Origin of the sequence: Rhizobium sp. Nf11,1, from assembly GCF_050587665.1 — a bacterium.
Classification (GTDB): domain Bacteria; phylum Pseudomonadota; class Alphaproteobacteria; order Rhizobiales; family Rhizobiaceae; genus Rhizobium.
This window is the reverse complement of record NZ_JBOBHU010000002.1, coordinates 169823-185709: the sequence shown is the minus strand read 5'-3', so window position 1 is coordinate 185709 and position 15887 is coordinate 169823. Positions and strand designations below refer to the sequence as shown.

The window sequence follows — 15887 nt, the reverse complement described above, 5'->3', positions numbered from 1 at the left end:
GTAAATCAATATGTTTGGAAAATGAAGTACGCTCCGCTGGACCACGTTGCCCCACATTTCCTGCGAGACACAGAGCCCGCGAGAGTAGCCTCGCGTAACGAACGGGACCTTTTGCGGTTGATCTGGAAGTCGCCCGGCATCGAGCGCTCCAGCCTGACCGATCCACTCGATCTCACCCAGCAATCGCTGCACAGAATCGTCGGCCGGCTTCATGATCGGGGAATGATCGTCTTTTCCCAATCGGAAAACCGGCGCGCCGGTCCACCAAGTCCGGAGCTGACACTGCGAAGGGAGTGGTGTCTGACACTCGGCATCTCCATCAACGTCGGAACGATTGGCCTTTGCCTCATGGGTTTCGGCGAACCATTGGACAATATGGAAATTCCCCAGGCCGGCTCGTCGCTACCCCTGGAAATGGAGCGGATCGAAGCAGCCGTCGAACAGATCCTCGCCCGGCGCGGCGCCAAGCGGCGCGACATCCTCGGCGTCGGCCTCGCAGTCTCCGGCCATCGTATGCTGGATACGGCTTTCAATTGTCCCCTGCCGCTCGCCCACTGGTCGCTGATCGACCTGGCGCCATTGCTTGGGGAGCGGATTGGCCTGCCGGTCTGGGCGGACAATGTCGCCAGGACTGCGGCCTTGGCGGAAGCAATTTTCGGCGTCGGACGTGACGTTGCCGATTTTGCCTATATCGCCCACCTTCATGGCTATGGCGGCGGCCTTGTCTCCGGCGGCGTGCCGTTTCGCGGCAGTTTCGGAAATGCCGGCGAAATCTCCGTTCTTTTCGGGCGTCACGACTACGATGATCGCCCCGCTCTCAACCAGCTGCTCGAGCATCTTCGCAGCAAGGGGCGCGGCGGCCTGACCCTGAAGGATCTGAAGAACGAAAATATGGTGGAGTGGGATGGTGTCGAGGAATGGATCGACCGCGTCACTCCGGCCCACAATCGAGCCGTCAATGCGATCTGCGCGATCTTCGACCCGGCATTGATCGTGCTTGGCGGCGAGCTTCCACATTCACTTGCGAGAATGCTGATCGAACGGACCGAGTTCAATAATCTGCCTCGGCATGGCGCCTTGCGCGACGTTCCGGGGCTGGCCGTGGCGAAGATCATCGATGCCCCCGGCGCGATCGGCGCGGCCTTGATCCCGCTCTTCGAAACCGTTTTGTGATGGTGGCTCAGCTAATCAAGCTCGCGCGGCCTCCCCTATGGAGCAGTTCAGCTTTTCATGGAAGCGCTGAACCGCTCTAAGTCTTTTTTTACGCAATTCCCCACGGAAACCCGCTTCACACTTTTCCTGGAATTGCTCTAAACGGACTGAAGCGCACCGCAGGACCAGATGCGGTGCGCTTCAGCCGGCGCGATGAGATGGGAAGGCAGTCTTCGATGCTTGGGAGGTTTCCTCATCTCGACCCCAATCGGGGCGCGCCAGGATTCATTCATTTCATTCCCGTACCGGCAATGCCTGTGGTGATGTATTTCTGCAGGAACAGGAAGACGACGGTGACGGGCAACAGGCTGAGGAACGTCATCGCCAGGATATAGTGCCACTGCACCGAGAACTCTCCCTGGAAGGCGTTGAGACCGACTTGCAGGGTGAAATTCTCACGGCTGTTGAGGACGATGAGCGGCCAGAGGAAATCGTTCCAGCGCCAGAGCACGGAAAAGATCGCCAGCACCGCAAGCGCCGGCGCCGTCAGCGGCAGGATGATCCGCCAAAAGATGCAGAATTCGCTCGCCGCATCGACGCGCGCCGCCTCGATCAGCTCGTCCGGTATGGTCAGCATATATTGCCGCAGCAGGAAAACGGCCGTCGGCGAGGCGACGGTCGGCAGGATGACACCCCAGAGGTTATCGGCACCGACCCCGACGATGACGAGATAGGCGGGAACCATGACGACGGCAAGCGGGATCATGAGCGTTGAGATGATGATGACGAACACAGTCGTATCGCCCCGAAACTTGTATTTCGACAGCGCAAAGGCAGCCATAGCGTTGACGATAAGCGTCAGCAGCGTGGCAACCACAGTGACGAAGACCGAGTTCTTCAGGAAGGTCAGGAAGTTGAAGCGCGTCAGCGGATCGGTGAAGTTCTCGGTGGCAACGGTCAGATGCTGCACCGGCGTGATTCCCTTCACGTCAACGCTGACCGGTTGTCCCGGATTTGCAGGATCGACCATCTGGGCCTTGAGACCGATGCGCCTGATCATGGCCATTTCACGCTGCTGGCCGTCAATCGTGACGTTCCAAAGGCTGAGCGGCTTGTCGAATCCGGGCACGGTCTGCTCCACGGCGGCCCGCGGAAGCAGCGACGGCGGAAAGCGGGTGATCTCGGCCGCCGGCTTCAGTGAGGAGAGGCCTGCCCAGACGACGGGGATGAGCACCGCGAGTGTTCCGCCGATCAGCCAGACCCATGACAAAATATCGGTGATATCGATGCGTCCGGCCCGGCGTGTGCGTGAGAGAAAACTGATCGGGTTCATCTCAGGACTCCATTCGTTTGCCCAAGCGCAGCTGTATGAGGGTGAGAACCAGAAGCACCAGCCCCATGAGAACCGATGCGGCCGACGCAAGCCCGAAGAGACGGAGATCGCTGCCGAAAGCCATCTGGTAGATATATTGGACGATGAAGCTGTTGGCCGTGCCCGGACCGCCACCATTGGTCAGAACCCAGGCTTCGTCAAAGATCTGCACCGACTTGATCATCAGAAGGATGAATACAACAAGCAGGTTCGGGGCAAGAAGCGGAAGCGTGATCCTGAACAGTGTGCGGCGCGGCGAAGCGGCATCGATCGACGCGGCCTCGTAAAGATCTTTCGGGATCGCCTGGAGGCCGGCGAGCAGAATCAGCGTGTAAAAGCCCATATGGAACCAGACCGACACGACCACAACGAAAAGGCGCGACCAGCCGACATCAAGCAGGAAGATCTCAGGGGGAACGCCAAGCATCTGAAAGAAGGCGTTCAGCAGGCCGTTGCGATCTAGGAACCACTTCCAGATCAGGCCGATGACGACGGGAGACAGTAGAACCGGATAGAAGAACATCGCCCGGAAGAAGCCACGCGCGAAGATCGCCCGGTTGAGGATCAGCGCCGTGATCAGCGCCACCAGCAATGTGGCGACGACGTTGAAGGCCACGAACCAAAGTGTGTTCCACACTGCCGTCCAGAACAGCGATTCTTGGCAGGTTCCTGGCTGGAGATAATTGCCGCAGGAAAGCAGGGTGCGGAAGTTGTCGAGACCGACGAACGGCCGGTCGGAGACGAAGAGATTAGTGCCGCCCGTGAAGGCGTAGCCGATCGCGATCGCGATGGGAAGGAAGGTGAAGATGGCGAACAGGATGAGGTTCGGCGCCAGGAACAGCCATGGCATCCGCTTGCGGCCGAACAGACGCTCGATCGCATTCATCGGCGCCTCGACCACCCTCATCGCCGTTTCGCCTGTCTGAGACAGCAATGTACCGGCTGTGAATTCTGCCATTTTAGCGCCTCCCCTGCCCGGACCGCCTGCCAAAGGCCAGGCCGCTTTCGGGATCGAACAGATGAACGCGGGCCGGATCGGCATCGATCATGATCCGGTCGCCCGAAACCGGCGCGAAATGGCCGGCTTCATGGATGATGATCTGATCGTCTTGCCCGGCGAGGTTGCCGTAGACATAGGTCTCGGTCCCGAGCCCCTCATGATACTGCACGACGAATGGCAGGCCCCGCTCGCTGGAGCGGGAGAAATGCGCGGGCCGGATACCGGCAACAACCGACTGACCGACCGCAATGCCGGCGGGATCGACATTGCTGACGATCGTGCCGCCGTTGCCGACATCTACGACGACGCCGCTTTCGCCGACGCCCGAGACCTTGCCCTTGATGATGTTCATGCGCGGCGAACCGAGGAATCCGGCGACGAAGAGGTTGCGCGGATGATCGAAGAGCTCCAGCGGTGCGCCGACCTGCTCGACCCGACCGGCGCGCAAAACGACGATCTTGTCGGCCATGGTCATCGCCTCGACCTGGTCGTGGGTGACGTAGATCATCGTCGTCTTGATGTCGCGATGGAGCTTGGTGATCTCGGCCCGGGTCTGGACACGCAGCGCCGCATCGAGGTTCGACAACGGCTCGTCGAAGAGGAAAATGTCGGGCTCGCGTACGATCGCCCGGCCGATCGCCACACGCTGGCGCTGGCCGCCGGAAAGCTGCTTCGGACGCCGGTCGAGATAGGGTTCGATCGCCAGCATCCTGGCCGCCTCAGCAATGCGTGCCTCGATTTCTGCCCGCTTGAACTTCAGATTTTCCAGGCCGAAAGCCAGATTCTTGCGTACGCTCATATGCGGATAGAGCGCATAGGACTGGAAGACCATCGCGATTTTACGCTCGGCCGGTGACAGCGCGCTGACGTCGCGTCCACCGATCGCGATTGCGCCCGAGGTCACCTCCTCAAGGCCCGCAATGACCCGCAAAAGGGTTGACTTGCCGCAGCCCGACGGACCGACGAAGACGACGAATTCGCCGTCCTTGATGTCGAGTTCGACGTCATGCAGGATTTTGACAGCGCCATACGACTTGTTGACGGTGGAAAGTTTCAGTTCTGCCATGCCCCACTCCCATCAGATGCCGTCGTTTCCATGACGACGTCGATTGCGTTCCAGCCTTGCGGCAGCGGTGCAGGCCTCGTAATCCGCACCTCGTTCATCAATATGCCGGCGACATCGGCCACGTAGACGGCCGGCATTCCGCCGGGATAGTCCTGCAGGCCGATCACCCGTCCGTCCGAACCTCGGGTCCAGGCATTGGCACGCCCGCCGCCATCCGCCTTCGGCGCGAGGTCGGCATTCGTCGGGCGCAGGTCGTAGGTCCGCCCCGTGCCGAGCTCTCCGGGCTGCTGATCGACGGCGATACGGGCCAGCGACACGTTCCGGATGCCTGACGGCGCGGCCGCAATGATGGTGATCGCCCCTTCCATACGGCCGGTCACATCTTCGACGATGAGATTTTCGACGGCGCCCGCGGGGCGTTCGGCGATACGGTCGACGACATTGACGGTCAGCGCCTCCCCCGAGCCCCAGAAACCATCCGGCGTTTCACGGCACTCTACCGAGATTCTGGAAAACCTCACATTCGAGATCCTGCCGCCGTCGCGGGAAAATATGCCGAGCGCCCGGTTGGAAGACGCGACGCTGCAATCCTCGAACAGGATATTGGTGACATCGCCATGTGTTTCCGTGCCGATCTTCAGCGCGCAGCTCAAGCTCTGAACGGAGCAGCGGCGCACGACAATGTTCTCGCACCGGCCAATGGCCACACCTTCAGGACCGATGCTCGTCTTCAGGCATATGCCGTCGTCGGCCGTCGATATGTTGCAGTCCTCGATGACGGCGCCGCGGCAGGCGTCGAGCACGATGCCATCCGTATTGGGAAGGCGGCGGTCGTTTTCGATGGTGACGCAGCGGACCGCGACATCGGTGCAGTCGACAAAATGCAGCGTCCACATCGGCGAGCGGCTGATGGTGACGGAACTGATCTCGACATCGTCGCAGCCTTCAAAGACGACGACGCGAGGACGGAATTCGGCCGGGATGAAGGTTCCGACCGTCTCGTCGTCTCCTGTGATGAAACTTTCGCAGCCGGCTTCGATGCGCCCTTCCCCCGTCAGGCTGATCCGCCGCGCATCCCTCGCCACGATCATGCCGCGATCCGACTTCTCGGCGATCACCGAAACCGTCGTATGCGCGTAAGCGGCATAATCGGGAATGGGACGCAGGATCGCGCCGGCGGTCAGATGCAGATCGACGCCGGAGCGCAGCTGAAGCCCCCGGCAGAGGTGGATGCCCGCCAGGAGCTCCAGGCGTCCGCCGCCGGAAGCAGAAAGGCCGTCGATCGCCGCCTGCAGACGGTCGGTGTTGTCGCTGTCGAGCGCCTCAATCGCGACAAGGGAGGGAGCGCTCATTGGCGGCGGCCGTTCTCAATCAGAACTTCGGTCAGCAGCAGCATGGTCAGCGCTTGGCCGTAAGGCGTCGGCAGGTTCGGGATGTGCCGATAGAAATCGAGATCATGGCCCATCGGCGTGCCATCGGAAACACCGTGGACGACGCCTTCGTCGTCGATCTGCGCCATCACGGCTTTGAGCGCGCGCTCCGCATGGACCCTGTCGCTCTCGTCGAGAATGCCGGCATCGATAGCGCGCAACATGCCGTAGGCGATGCCAGCCGTTGCCGAGGTTTCGAACGGCGAGGACGGATCGTCCAGAAGCGTCGTGAACATGCCGTCCGGCCGCTGGTATGCCTTCAAGGAGCGCACCTGGCTGACAAGGACATTCGACAGGAAACGCCGGTCCTTCTCGCCGAGCGTCGGGACGAGGTCGAAGAGTTCGGGAATGGCAACGGTGATCCAGGCATTGCCGCGTGCCCAGAAGGCGTTGGCGAAGTTGTGGCGGCCGTTGAAGGTCCAGCCGTGATACCAGAGGCCGCTCACCGGATCGGAGAGATAGCGCGTGTGGAGCACGAACTGATAGACGGCCTCGTCGATCCAGTCTTTGCGCTCGCAGAGCACCCCGGCCTGGGCAAGGAAGAGGCAGGCCATGAACAGCGTATCGTCCCACAATTCGCCGTCGTTGACGCGCTCCTTGCAGACATGCTGAAAGCCGCCGTCCTCGGTCTTCGGCAGTTCCTTGATCAGCCAGCCGGCCCAGTCTTCGACGAGGGCGCGAAAATCCGGGCGGTCAACATGCTGGACGAGGATTGCCAGCGGCAGCATCGGCGCCGTGCTGTTGATCTGGCGCGGCGGAATGCCGCGTTCGATCTGGGCGCTGTACCAGGTGACGAGCTCCTGCAGCGCCTTCTGGTCGTTGGCGCAGGAATCCGTAAAGGCCGACGCCGACTTCCCAGTCCCATTCGTCGAACTGGATGCCGGAGGCGGCATTGTCCGTCACGAGACCTTCCTTGATGCCCCTGAGCCGGCTGAAAGCCGTCGCCACGCGATCGATCGTCGTCAGGAGGGCGGCGTTGTCGACAGATGCTGTGTTCATGCTGGAGACCTATGTTAGCAGTAAAACGGCCCGTCAGTGCCGGCTTGGAATGCGGCGCTGTCGTGGGTGAGGATCGGATGCGGCTGTTCATGCGTGAACGGCCGGGGCTGACCGGCGATCGAAAAACCGTCGGCATAGGAAAGAGCGATCGCCGGGGCGCCCGGCGGCGTCAGGGAAAGGCGCCGAAGCGTCGGATCGAAGGACACCGCCGTCTGGCACAGGCGCTCTATGAAGGCTTTGAAAGCATCGTCATTGCCGGATGCTACGATGGCCGCCCAACCGCAGAGCGATCCATGCGAGCGCGCCTCGCGGCCGGCGGTCGGGCCGTCCGTGATCAGCTCCAGGCCGTTCGAGGCCCAGAGAGCGGCAAATCCCCTGCCCGACCGGGCGATCAGCCATTTGTCTTCGACAATCAGATCGTCGAGCCCGTCGCGGCCAATATAGGCGTGCGTCCAGGCATGCCGCGCGTCGCCCGTGTCCTCGATCAAAAGGGCGACGTCGCGATGCTGGGCAACACGCGGCAGGATGCCGTTGCCGGCCCAATAGGACGGCCGTTGATTGCCCCACGGATCGTCTTCGCCGGGATGGTTGACCCAGAGCCTCGCCATCGGATGGCCGGCGAGCCGGACATCCAGTACGTGCTGCTGATGCCCCTTTCGGCCAGTCTTGTGATCGACGACAGTCGAAAGCTGCGCGGCCTCGCTCTTGAAGAGCACGAGCTTTCCGCTCTCCAGCCCCTGACTGTAGCGGGCCTCGACGCTTCTTCCTCGCGAAAGCGAAGCAAGCTCGGCTAGATCGGCCGGCGGTTCATAACCGCCGGCGCAGAACATGGTGAGCGCCGCCACGCCATTGTTGAGCCAGCCCGTGCCGAAGGCGACCTGGGCGAAAGGCGCAAGCTCGGTCAGCGGGCCGGCGCGCAGTTCCTTGTCGTAGGCGCGCCCCTGCGACCCCGCCGGGACACCGGCAAGCGTATGAAGAGCGATCATGCGGAAGATGAGATCGATCTGGCCGCGGGCCCGGCCGGCGATTCCGCTTTCGGCCCAGCGCTCCAGCGCCAGCAGGCCAATGAAATCGATCGGGTAATAGGCGGCCGAGTTCCACTCGGCCAGACCATGGGCCTCGACGCTGTCGAACCAGCGCCCGAGGCGCTCCACGGCGAGTTCCGCCTGCTGCCGTCCCGTCCGCCCCGAGGCCGAGAACAGCTCGTCGGGCAGGAAAAGTCCGGCCAGAAGCTGGCTGGTATGAAAGCAGAGCACATGGTTCTCGCTCCAGAACCACATCGCGTCATTGCCTGGCTCGTCGACCCAGTAGCGATAGGAGAGAACGGAGTGACGGATGCGCTCGACCGTGGCCTTGGGCATGCGGTCACCATAGGCGCCGAGCAGCCACAGGAGCGGCACCATGATGAAATCCGAGCAATCCTCGCGCGCATCGATGGAGGCGAGCGTCGCATCGATAATGCGGTCGAAGCTCTCCCGGTCGTCGTAGCCGGTTTCCATCATGGCGATCAGGCGGCCGGCGCGGTTGGCGCCGAAGCGGGCGCTGTATTCCAGCGCCTGCCGCTTGCGGGCGGCAAGCGATGCCTCTGCCGGCAATGGCGAAATGCTGCCCATGAAGGCGGCATCGATGACGCGGGTGACCGAGCCCGGCCCGGAGCCGATCGTCATGTGGATGCCGTGATAACCGTCGGCAATGGTGCAGACATCGTCCGCCGTCAGCCGATTCTGGCCGGCATGCAGGGTCAGTTTTGCATGAGCGAGAATCGGGCGCTCATGACCATGGCCGACCACTTTTAGCTCCACCGGCAGGTCGCGCTCCGGCGCCGTATCGAAGATGATCTCCAGCGGCTCTCTGACAAAGACGTCGCGGGCCGGGCGCACGCCGCGCGAAAGTGCTTCCAGCTCCCGCACCTCATCCTGATCGAGCGATACAGGCAGCAGTACGCAGAGCGGCTCCTTGTCCAGCATTTCGAGTTCGAAGAACCAGGTCGTGTCTCGTTCGGCAAGATCTTCGGTATGGACGAGAATCTCGTTGTCGCCTGCTTGGAGCGGCAAACTTATCTCGGTTGCGCTCTCGACGTTGCGCTTGAAGGGTTCGAAGCGCACCGCCTCTTGGCCGTTGACCCAAATGCGCACGCCGCCGCAGGTCTTGAGCGCGAGGTTGAGCGTGCGCGGGGTGTCCGTCGTGAAGGTGCCCTTCAGCCATTTCCTGACATGCGTCGGCACATGCCAGAAGCTGGTGAACTCGACGCGGCGATTCGAGCCGGGAAGATAGAGGCTTTCGGTCGGCCAAGCTGTGTCGGGCATGAGCTCGCGTCCGACCATGGTCGACCAGAAGGCCTTGCGGCAAGGCAGGTCGCCGACGTCGACGAAGCCGTTGATGAAACGATAGTTGACGCGGTCTTCGGCAGGCGCCGGCTCGCCGGGAAAATAGCTGGCAATGAGGCCGGAAACCGCCCACGCGGTGATCGTCTGGCCCTCGGCCACGCTGTAGGCGGGCGCCATGCCGTCCGGTTGCTTGATAGATTCCGCGTTCACAGACTGCCTCCTCCGCAATCATATGAAAATTTTTTCACTGGTTACTTCGTGAGCATCATTTTCGGAAAATGCTCAAAAACCTCGCTATCGCCGCAGGAAATAGCTTGACGAGACGAAAGTCAAGTATATGAAATTGTCATATCGATGGCCGAGGCCGCGATTGATGAAAATGTTTTCATGGGAGGATGAAAATGAAAACGTGTCTATCAGGGGCTTTCGCACTGGCGTTGGCGACCGTTTCCCTCGCTTGGTCCAGCACTGCCATGGCGGAAACCAAGACGATCACCTTCTTGTTCACCGACGACGACCAGGCTTACGTCGAGCGGATGGAAGCGCTGAGCAAGGAATTCGAAACGGCGCATCCCGACGTCAAGGTCAACTTCGTCTCTTCAGGCTATGACGCGGTCGCCAAGCAGCTGCCGGTACAGCTTGCCGTCGGCGAGGGTCCTGACATCGCCAAGATCACCGATTGGCAGCTTGCGCCCTATTATCTCGACATGCGCCCCTACATGAAGGATCCGGACGGCTTCGCCAAGCTGCACGGCGATAGCCTGAACACGCTTCGTTTCCCAGGCGTCAACGATCCGAACTCGATCAACGGCTATATTGCCTCGCAGACCTTCAACCTGCCCTTCGTCAACAAGACGCTCTTCGAACAGGCAAACGAACCGCTTCCGAAGCCGACCGCCACGCTGAAGGAGATCGTCGAGGCCTCCGCCCGCGTCGCCAAGGCGACCGGCGCCCAGATCCCCTTCACGATGGACCGCTCGGGCCATCGCTTCTCGGGTGCTGCCTTCTCCTACGGCGCGAACTACGTCAAGGACGGCAAGTTCTTCTTCCCCGACGATGCGGCCAAGCGCTACATCACGGACCTCTACAACTGGACGAAGGACGGCTCCTTCCCGAAGGAAATGTGGGGTGCGGCCGGCGGAACCCAGTACAAAAACATGGGCGACGAGTTCGTCAACGGCAATGTCGTGACCTATATCGCCGGCAACTGGATGGTCAATCCGTTCCAGAAGAAGATCGCCGACTCCTTCGACTGGACCGCCATCAGCGCGCCTTGCGGCGATGCCGGCTGCTACGCAATGCCGGGCGGCACCGCGATCGTCGGCTTCAAGCGCACCAAATATCCCGAAGCCGTGGCCGCGTTTATCGAGTTCCTCGGCTCTGAAAAGGTCCAGCGCGAGATCGCCGAAAATTACGTCATCCTGACCGGCGCCGATATCAAGGACCCGCAATACAAGCTCGAGAGCAAGAATGCCAAGGACGCCATGGCCGTCTTCCTCGGAAGCCGCAACAGCGTGCCGCAGGCGGCCCGTGACCTCGAACGTCTCAAGGGATCCTCTGCCGTGTACCAGCTGATCGTCCAGCGGATGAGCCAGCTGATCGTCGGCGAACTTTCCCTCGACGACACCTTCAAGGCCATGAGCGCCGACGTCGACAAGATCAACGGCGCGCTTGCCGCCAAGTAATCTGATCACGCCTTCCCGCAGAATGTGCGCACGCATCAGCCACGGCCTCGCAACGGGCCGTGGCTGATCCATTTCGCCGCTGCTCAGCTTTTCGAAAGCCTCATTGCCCTCGGGCCTGCTCTGATTCAGGGCAAGCCGGTGCGGCAGATTCGCGCTGATAGACAGGACGGTTCCGCGGCGTCGTGACACGAGCTTTGCGAGAGGCTATAGGCGTTATCGGCTGGCGGGCTCGCCGGTGTCAGGCTCAACTTACGAACGTCGACCAACCGGCGGTCCAGTCCATTGAGGTGCCTCTCCATGCCACTCGGCTCCGAGCATCCGCTGCGAAGAGAACTTCACAATGAGCTCCATGCGCGCCCGTCGCTTTACTTCGACGGCGACACCGACGTCTGGCACATCGCCATCGTCGGCGACAATGCCCCTCCACCGTTCCCGGCTTCGCTGCCGGGACTGGAAGATGTCACCACCACCCGAGAGGGCAACCACGGCATCGGCCGTGTCGGCGACGGCCGGCTGAAATGGGAAGCTCATACCGAATTCCTGACCTTGACCTTCGTCGTGCCGGCGTCGGCAGAACCGGGCAGTCAGCCACCGGAAGCCTTTCAGGCGTGCTGCCGCCAGATCGACGGCAAGACCATAGCGGCCGTGCGCGTGCTGGTGCGCGACGAAAAAGACGGGCCTCCCCTCGAAAAACCGAAGCTCGACTATGTCGCCTCAAGGGTCGGCGGCGGCGATGCGGAGGTGCACTCGAACTTCCGTCTGACGGACAGCGGCTTCGTGGAATTCCTGTTCTTCAACCGCAATCTCAATGCCTATCGCACCGGCCGCATGGTCAGGCGTTTCCTGGAGATCGAAACATATCGGATGATGGCGCTGCTTGCCATGCCGATGGCACGCGAGACTGTCTCGAAGCTTTCCACCTTCGACCAGCGCCTCGACCTCCTGATCAGCCATATGCAGAGTGCGGTTAAAGTCGACAAGGCGCTGCTTTCCGAGGTGACCAGGCTCTCCTCTGATGTGCTCAATTTCTCGGCGCTTGCCCGCCACCGCTTCGGCGCGACAAAAGCCTATGCCGAAATCGTCGCGAGCAGGCTGTCGGAGCTTCGCGAAGAACGTGCCGAGCAGCGCCAGAGGATCGGCACATTTATCGACCGCCGGTTTCAACCAGCCGTCCGCTCGGTTCGTGCCGCCGAGCGCCGCCTCGACGAACTCGCCGAACGCGTTAGTCTCGCCGGCGACCTCCTGAGAACCACCGTGCAGGTTCAGCTCGAAGATCAGAACGCGTCGCTGCTGACCTCGATGGAAGAGCGGGCGCGCATTCAGGTTCATATCCAGCAGGCTGTCGAAGGCTTCTCCGTCATCGCCATCACCTATTATACCGTCGGCCTGGCGAAGATCTGTCTCGAAAGCATTTCCGAACTGGGTGTTGATCCGCATATTGCGAAACTCGCCGTTCTCGGAGCCATCCCGCTCGTGCTTTTTGCCGTCTGGACTGCAATTCGCCACGTCCGCCGAAGCATCGCCGGCGCCCCACAAGCTCCGGCATCCGGAAGCCACTGACGCGATCTTACACGCGCGTTCATCGCCGCCGTTCTCGCAGCGGCGATGTTTGCCTGCGTCAACAGCACTTATGACGCTATTGCGTAGTGCCGATGGACCGATGCCAGGCCACTGCCCGTCTTGAAGCGCCGCAGCAGTTCGGCAAGGCTTTCTGTCTCGTGCGTCAGGCTCTGGGCGGCGGCCGTGGTTTCTTCGACCATCGCCGCGTTCTGCTGCGTCACCTTGTCCATCTGGTCGCCGGCAGCCGAGACTTCGCGCAGGCTCGTCGCCTGCTCGCGGGCGGCGACGGCGATTTCAGCGACAGTCGCATTCATCGCGGAGACCTGCTCGACAATCTGCTCCAAGGAGAGACCGGATTCGCCGACCAACTCGACGCCCGTCTTGACCTGCGCCGAGGAGGTGGAAATCAGTTCCTTGATCTCCCTGGCCGCATTGGCCGAGCGTTGGGCAAGCTCGCGGACTTCCTGAGCGACGACGGCAAAGCCTTTGCCCGCTTCACCGGCTCGCGCAGCCTCGACGCCGGCATTCAGCGCCAGCAGGTTAGTCTGGAAGGCGATCTCATCGATGACGCTGATGATGTTGCCGATCTTCGACGACGAATTCTGGATTTCCGTCATCGCAGCGATGGCGCGGGAGACGATCTCGCCGCCCTTTTCAGCGTTGGTGCGGGCGGTTGCCACCACCGCCTGGGCGCGGCTGGCGCCCTCGGCCGTCCCGTTGACGCCGCGGGTAACGTCGCCGAGGGCTGCAACGGTTTCCTCCAGCGAAGCCGCCTGCTGCTCTGTGCGGCGGGCAAGATCGTTGGAAGCGGTGGAGATTTCGGCAAGGCCGGAGCGGATGGTGGTGACCGCGCGGATGACCGAGTCGACCGCTTCTTCAAGGCTCGCGACCGAGCTGTTGAAGTGATCACGGATTCGGACATAGCGATGGTCGACTTCACCGACGCGGACCGAGAGATCACCCTTCGAGAGCGCATCAAGCCCAATCGAAATCTGGTGGAAGGCATGTTCCATCACCTGCGCATCGCTGAGACGCTCGGCTTCCTGGCGCAGCCGCTCTTCTTCGGCCGCCAGACGCGCTCGCTCGGCATTGGCTTCGGCGATCAGCTTGGCGCGGCCGGTCTCCTGGAACACCTTCAGCGAACGCGCCATGGCGCCGAGTTCGTGCCGGTGCTCGACGCCCGTGATCACGATGGCATCGTCGCCGCGGGCAAGCTGTTCCATGGACTGTGCCATGCCGCGCACCGCTGAGGAAATCAGGCGACCGACGAAATAGGAAAGCACGAGGCCGATGACGATCAACAGGCCGCTGATGACAAGCGTCGTGCTGGTGGCCGAGGCAACCGTTGCTTCGACCGAGCCGTCGAGGTTTTTCTGCGCGCCTGTCACGGTCGCCTGCAGGTCCTTGAACTCGCCTGCGATCTTCGGCGCCAAAACGTTCAACTGCGTCTGGCGGATATTGCCGGAGGTCTGCAGCACCTCCTTCATGTCGCCGAGGCGCGCGGTGTAGTTCTGCATGAGCTGGCCGGCGCCCATCAAACGCTTCTTCTGCAGGTCGTTCTTGGCAGCCTTGGCGGCGGCGTCATTCAGCGCCACCGCCTGGACAAGCGCTGCCTGCGCCGTGTCATAGGCGGCAAAATCGTTGGAGTGGACGAAGCGCTCGGAGAAATAGAGGCTGCGGTTCAGGGCTTCCAGCGTTTCTGCCGTCATGTGCAGCAGGGCGACATCGTTCTGGCGCCAGGCGCTGCGCATGACGTCGTTGAGCGCGATGCTGGTCCAAGGGCCGAATTCGGTGACCTTGGAGATCAGCAGATCGCGCCGGGCCTGAAGGGTGACGATCTGTTCGAAGGCCTTTCCGTAGGCAGCGATATCCTGGCGGATCATCGCAAGGCCGGACTGCAGCTCCTTATTGCCGGCGAAACGCGGATCGTCCGCCTCGAAGGCCTTCTCGCCGGCGCGGAAATTGTCGACGACAGCCTGCGTCGGCGTCGAGCGGAAGGCTTCCGCCGACATCTGGATCTCGTGCAGCTGATCGCTGTAATCCGAGATGGCGAGGCTCTGCCCCGCCGTGGCGCGATAGGAGGAGAAAATGGCGGCAAGCCCGTTCATGCCGGAGATCGCGCTGACGGTGAGCAGGCTCATCAGAAGGATCAACGGCACGAAGCCGGAAGTGATCTGCGCTCGGATGCCGAATTTATTCCAGAAATGCAACATTATAGGCCTCTTATGCTCACTGGCTCTTCGGCAGGTATTTGGAGATGTTCTCAGGTGTGACGAGTTCGAAGGGAACGTTGTTTTCGCGCGGCACCTTCTCCTTGTTGACGAGCTTCACGGCGGCGTCGACCGCCGCGGCACCCTGTCCGACAGCGCTCTGGAGAATGGTCACGTCGAGATCGCCTGATACCATCGCGGCAAGCGCATCGTCGGTCGCGTCGACGCCGGCGACGACGACATCCTTCATCGGCATGCCGGCCTTCTTCATGGCGCGGATCGCGCCGAGCGCCATCTCGTCATTGTTGGCGATAACGGCGTCGAACTTGACGCCGGCCGCAAGCCACTCCTGCATCTGCTGGTCGGCATTATCGCGCGACCAGTAGGCAGCCTGCCGCTCGACGATCTCCAGGCCCTTGCAGTCGGGCGTGGCGATGACATCCGAGATATCCTGCGTTCGGGCGCGGGCCGCGGCGTGGAAAGCCTCGCCCATCAGCACGACGACGCGGCCCTTGCCCTTGAGCAGCGCGCAAACCTGCTTCGTCTCCAGCGTTCCGGATTCCTTTTCGTTGGAGGCGACCACGACCTGATTTTCGGGAAGATCGAGCAGGTTCGAAGGAACGTTGTTGATGTAAACAAGCGGAATGCCCGCATCCGCCGCCATCTTGGTCATCTGCGGCCCGAGATCGCCATCGGAGACCGCCAGGATGATGGCGTCGACCTTGTCGGCGATGAGCTTCTGAACCTGCTTCTTCTGCAGCTCGTTGTCGCCCTTGGCGTTCTCGGTAACCAGCTTGAGGCCGGAGACCGTCTGCCCGTGGGCGACGACGCCATTGAGAAGCGCCGTCCTGAATTTGTCGAGATCGGACATTGAAACGCCGATCGTCTGAGCGTTGGCAACAGAGACCGACATCGCCAAGGCGATGGATGCAAGCGTGGCCGTTTTCATGAATTCCCCTGCGCAATTCGGATAGAAGCGCGTTATTTCAAATTTTGGTTAAATTTTACTTTTCGCGCCGGAGCTAGAAGTATCGGCGGGGACGTGATCTTGCCGTGGCGACAGCCCCTTCTTCGACTCCGGCCGCC

10 protein-coding genes and 1 pseudogene are annotated in these 15887 nt (G+C 61.7%); 3 read left to right on the top strand and 8 right to left on the bottom strand.

From position 1 onward, the window contains the following. The first annotated feature begins 21 nt into the window (after positions 1-21). The gene (locus tag ACQ7C1_RS03740) at positions 22-1173 is read left to right on the top strand and encodes an ROK family transcriptional regulator (RefSeq protein ID WP_430957369.1); all 1152 of its coding nucleotides are present in this window, start codon (positions 22-24) and stop codon (positions 1171-1173) included. 268 nt (positions 1174-1441) lie between these two features. Here the strand turns inward: ACQ7C1_RS03740 and ACQ7C1_RS03735 are convergent, their stop codons facing one another. From ACQ7C1_RS03735 to ACQ7C1_RS03710, 6 genes and pseudogenes are all read right to left on the bottom strand, one after another. After that, entirely contained in the window at positions 1442-2485 is a 1044-nt protein-coding gene (locus ACQ7C1_RS03735) for a carbohydrate ABC transporter permease (RefSeq protein ID WP_430957368.1), read from the bottom strand. Position 2486: 1 nt separating this feature from the next. After that, positions 2487-3482 (bottom strand): carbohydrate ABC transporter permease, encoded by a 996-nt coding sequence (locus ACQ7C1_RS03730; RefSeq protein ID WP_430957367.1) that lies wholly within the window; start codon positions 3480-3482, stop codon positions 2487-2489. A gap of 1 nt (position 3483) precedes the next feature. After that, entirely contained in the window at positions 3484-4590 is a 1107-nt protein-coding gene (locus ACQ7C1_RS03725) for an ABC transporter ATP-binding protein (protein ID WP_430957366.1), read from the bottom strand. Continuing rightward, complete coding sequence (locus tag ACQ7C1_RS03720; protein ID WP_430957365.1) at positions 4578-5942, bottom strand: glycoside hydrolase family 28 protein; 1365 nt, start codon at positions 5940-5942, stop codon at positions 4578-4580. Before ACQ7C1_RS03720 ends, ACQ7C1_RS03725 begins: the two co-directional genes overlap by 13 nt. After that, positions 5939-7019: pseudogene (locus tag ACQ7C1_RS03715) on the bottom strand (glycoside hydrolase family 88/105 protein). The gene ACQ7C1_RS03720 and the pseudogene ACQ7C1_RS03715 overlap by 4 nt, the downstream one beginning before the upstream one ends. 14 nt (positions 7020-7033) lie before the next feature. Further along, a complete protein-coding gene (locus ACQ7C1_RS03710) occupies positions 7034-9556 on the bottom strand; it encodes a hypothetical protein (protein ID WP_430957364.1) in 2523 nt (840 codons plus the stop codon). Positions 9557-9747: 191 nt separating this feature from the next. Here ACQ7C1_RS03710 and ACQ7C1_RS03705 point away from each other — a divergent pair, with 191 nt between their 5' ends. Both ACQ7C1_RS03705 and ACQ7C1_RS03700 read left to right on the top strand, forming a co-directional pair. Next, a complete protein-coding gene (locus ACQ7C1_RS03705) occupies positions 9748-11031 on the top strand; it encodes an ABC transporter substrate-binding protein (protein ID WP_430957363.1) in 1284 nt (427 codons plus the stop codon). Positions 11032-11328: 297 nt separating this feature from the next. Beyond that, positions 11329-12591: a DUF3422 domain-containing protein gene (locus ACQ7C1_RS03700; RefSeq protein WP_430957362.1), complete on the top strand. Its 1263-nt coding sequence runs from the start codon at positions 11329-11331 to the stop codon at positions 12589-12591. A gap of 68 nt (positions 12592-12659) precedes the next feature. Here the strand turns inward: ACQ7C1_RS03700 and ACQ7C1_RS03695 are convergent, their stop codons facing one another. Both ACQ7C1_RS03695 and ACQ7C1_RS03690 read right to left on the bottom strand, forming a co-directional pair. Next, positions 12660-14804 (bottom strand): methyl-accepting chemotaxis protein, encoded by a 2145-nt coding sequence (locus ACQ7C1_RS03695; RefSeq protein WP_430957361.1) that lies wholly within the window; start codon positions 14802-14804, stop codon positions 12660-12662. Positions 14805-14820: 16 nt separating this feature from the next. Next, on the bottom strand, positions 14821-15750 hold the full coding sequence (locus ACQ7C1_RS03690; protein ID WP_430957360.1) for a substrate-binding domain-containing protein: 930 nt from the start codon (positions 15748-15750) through the stop codon (positions 14821-14823). Positions 15751-15887 lie beyond the last annotated feature (137 nt).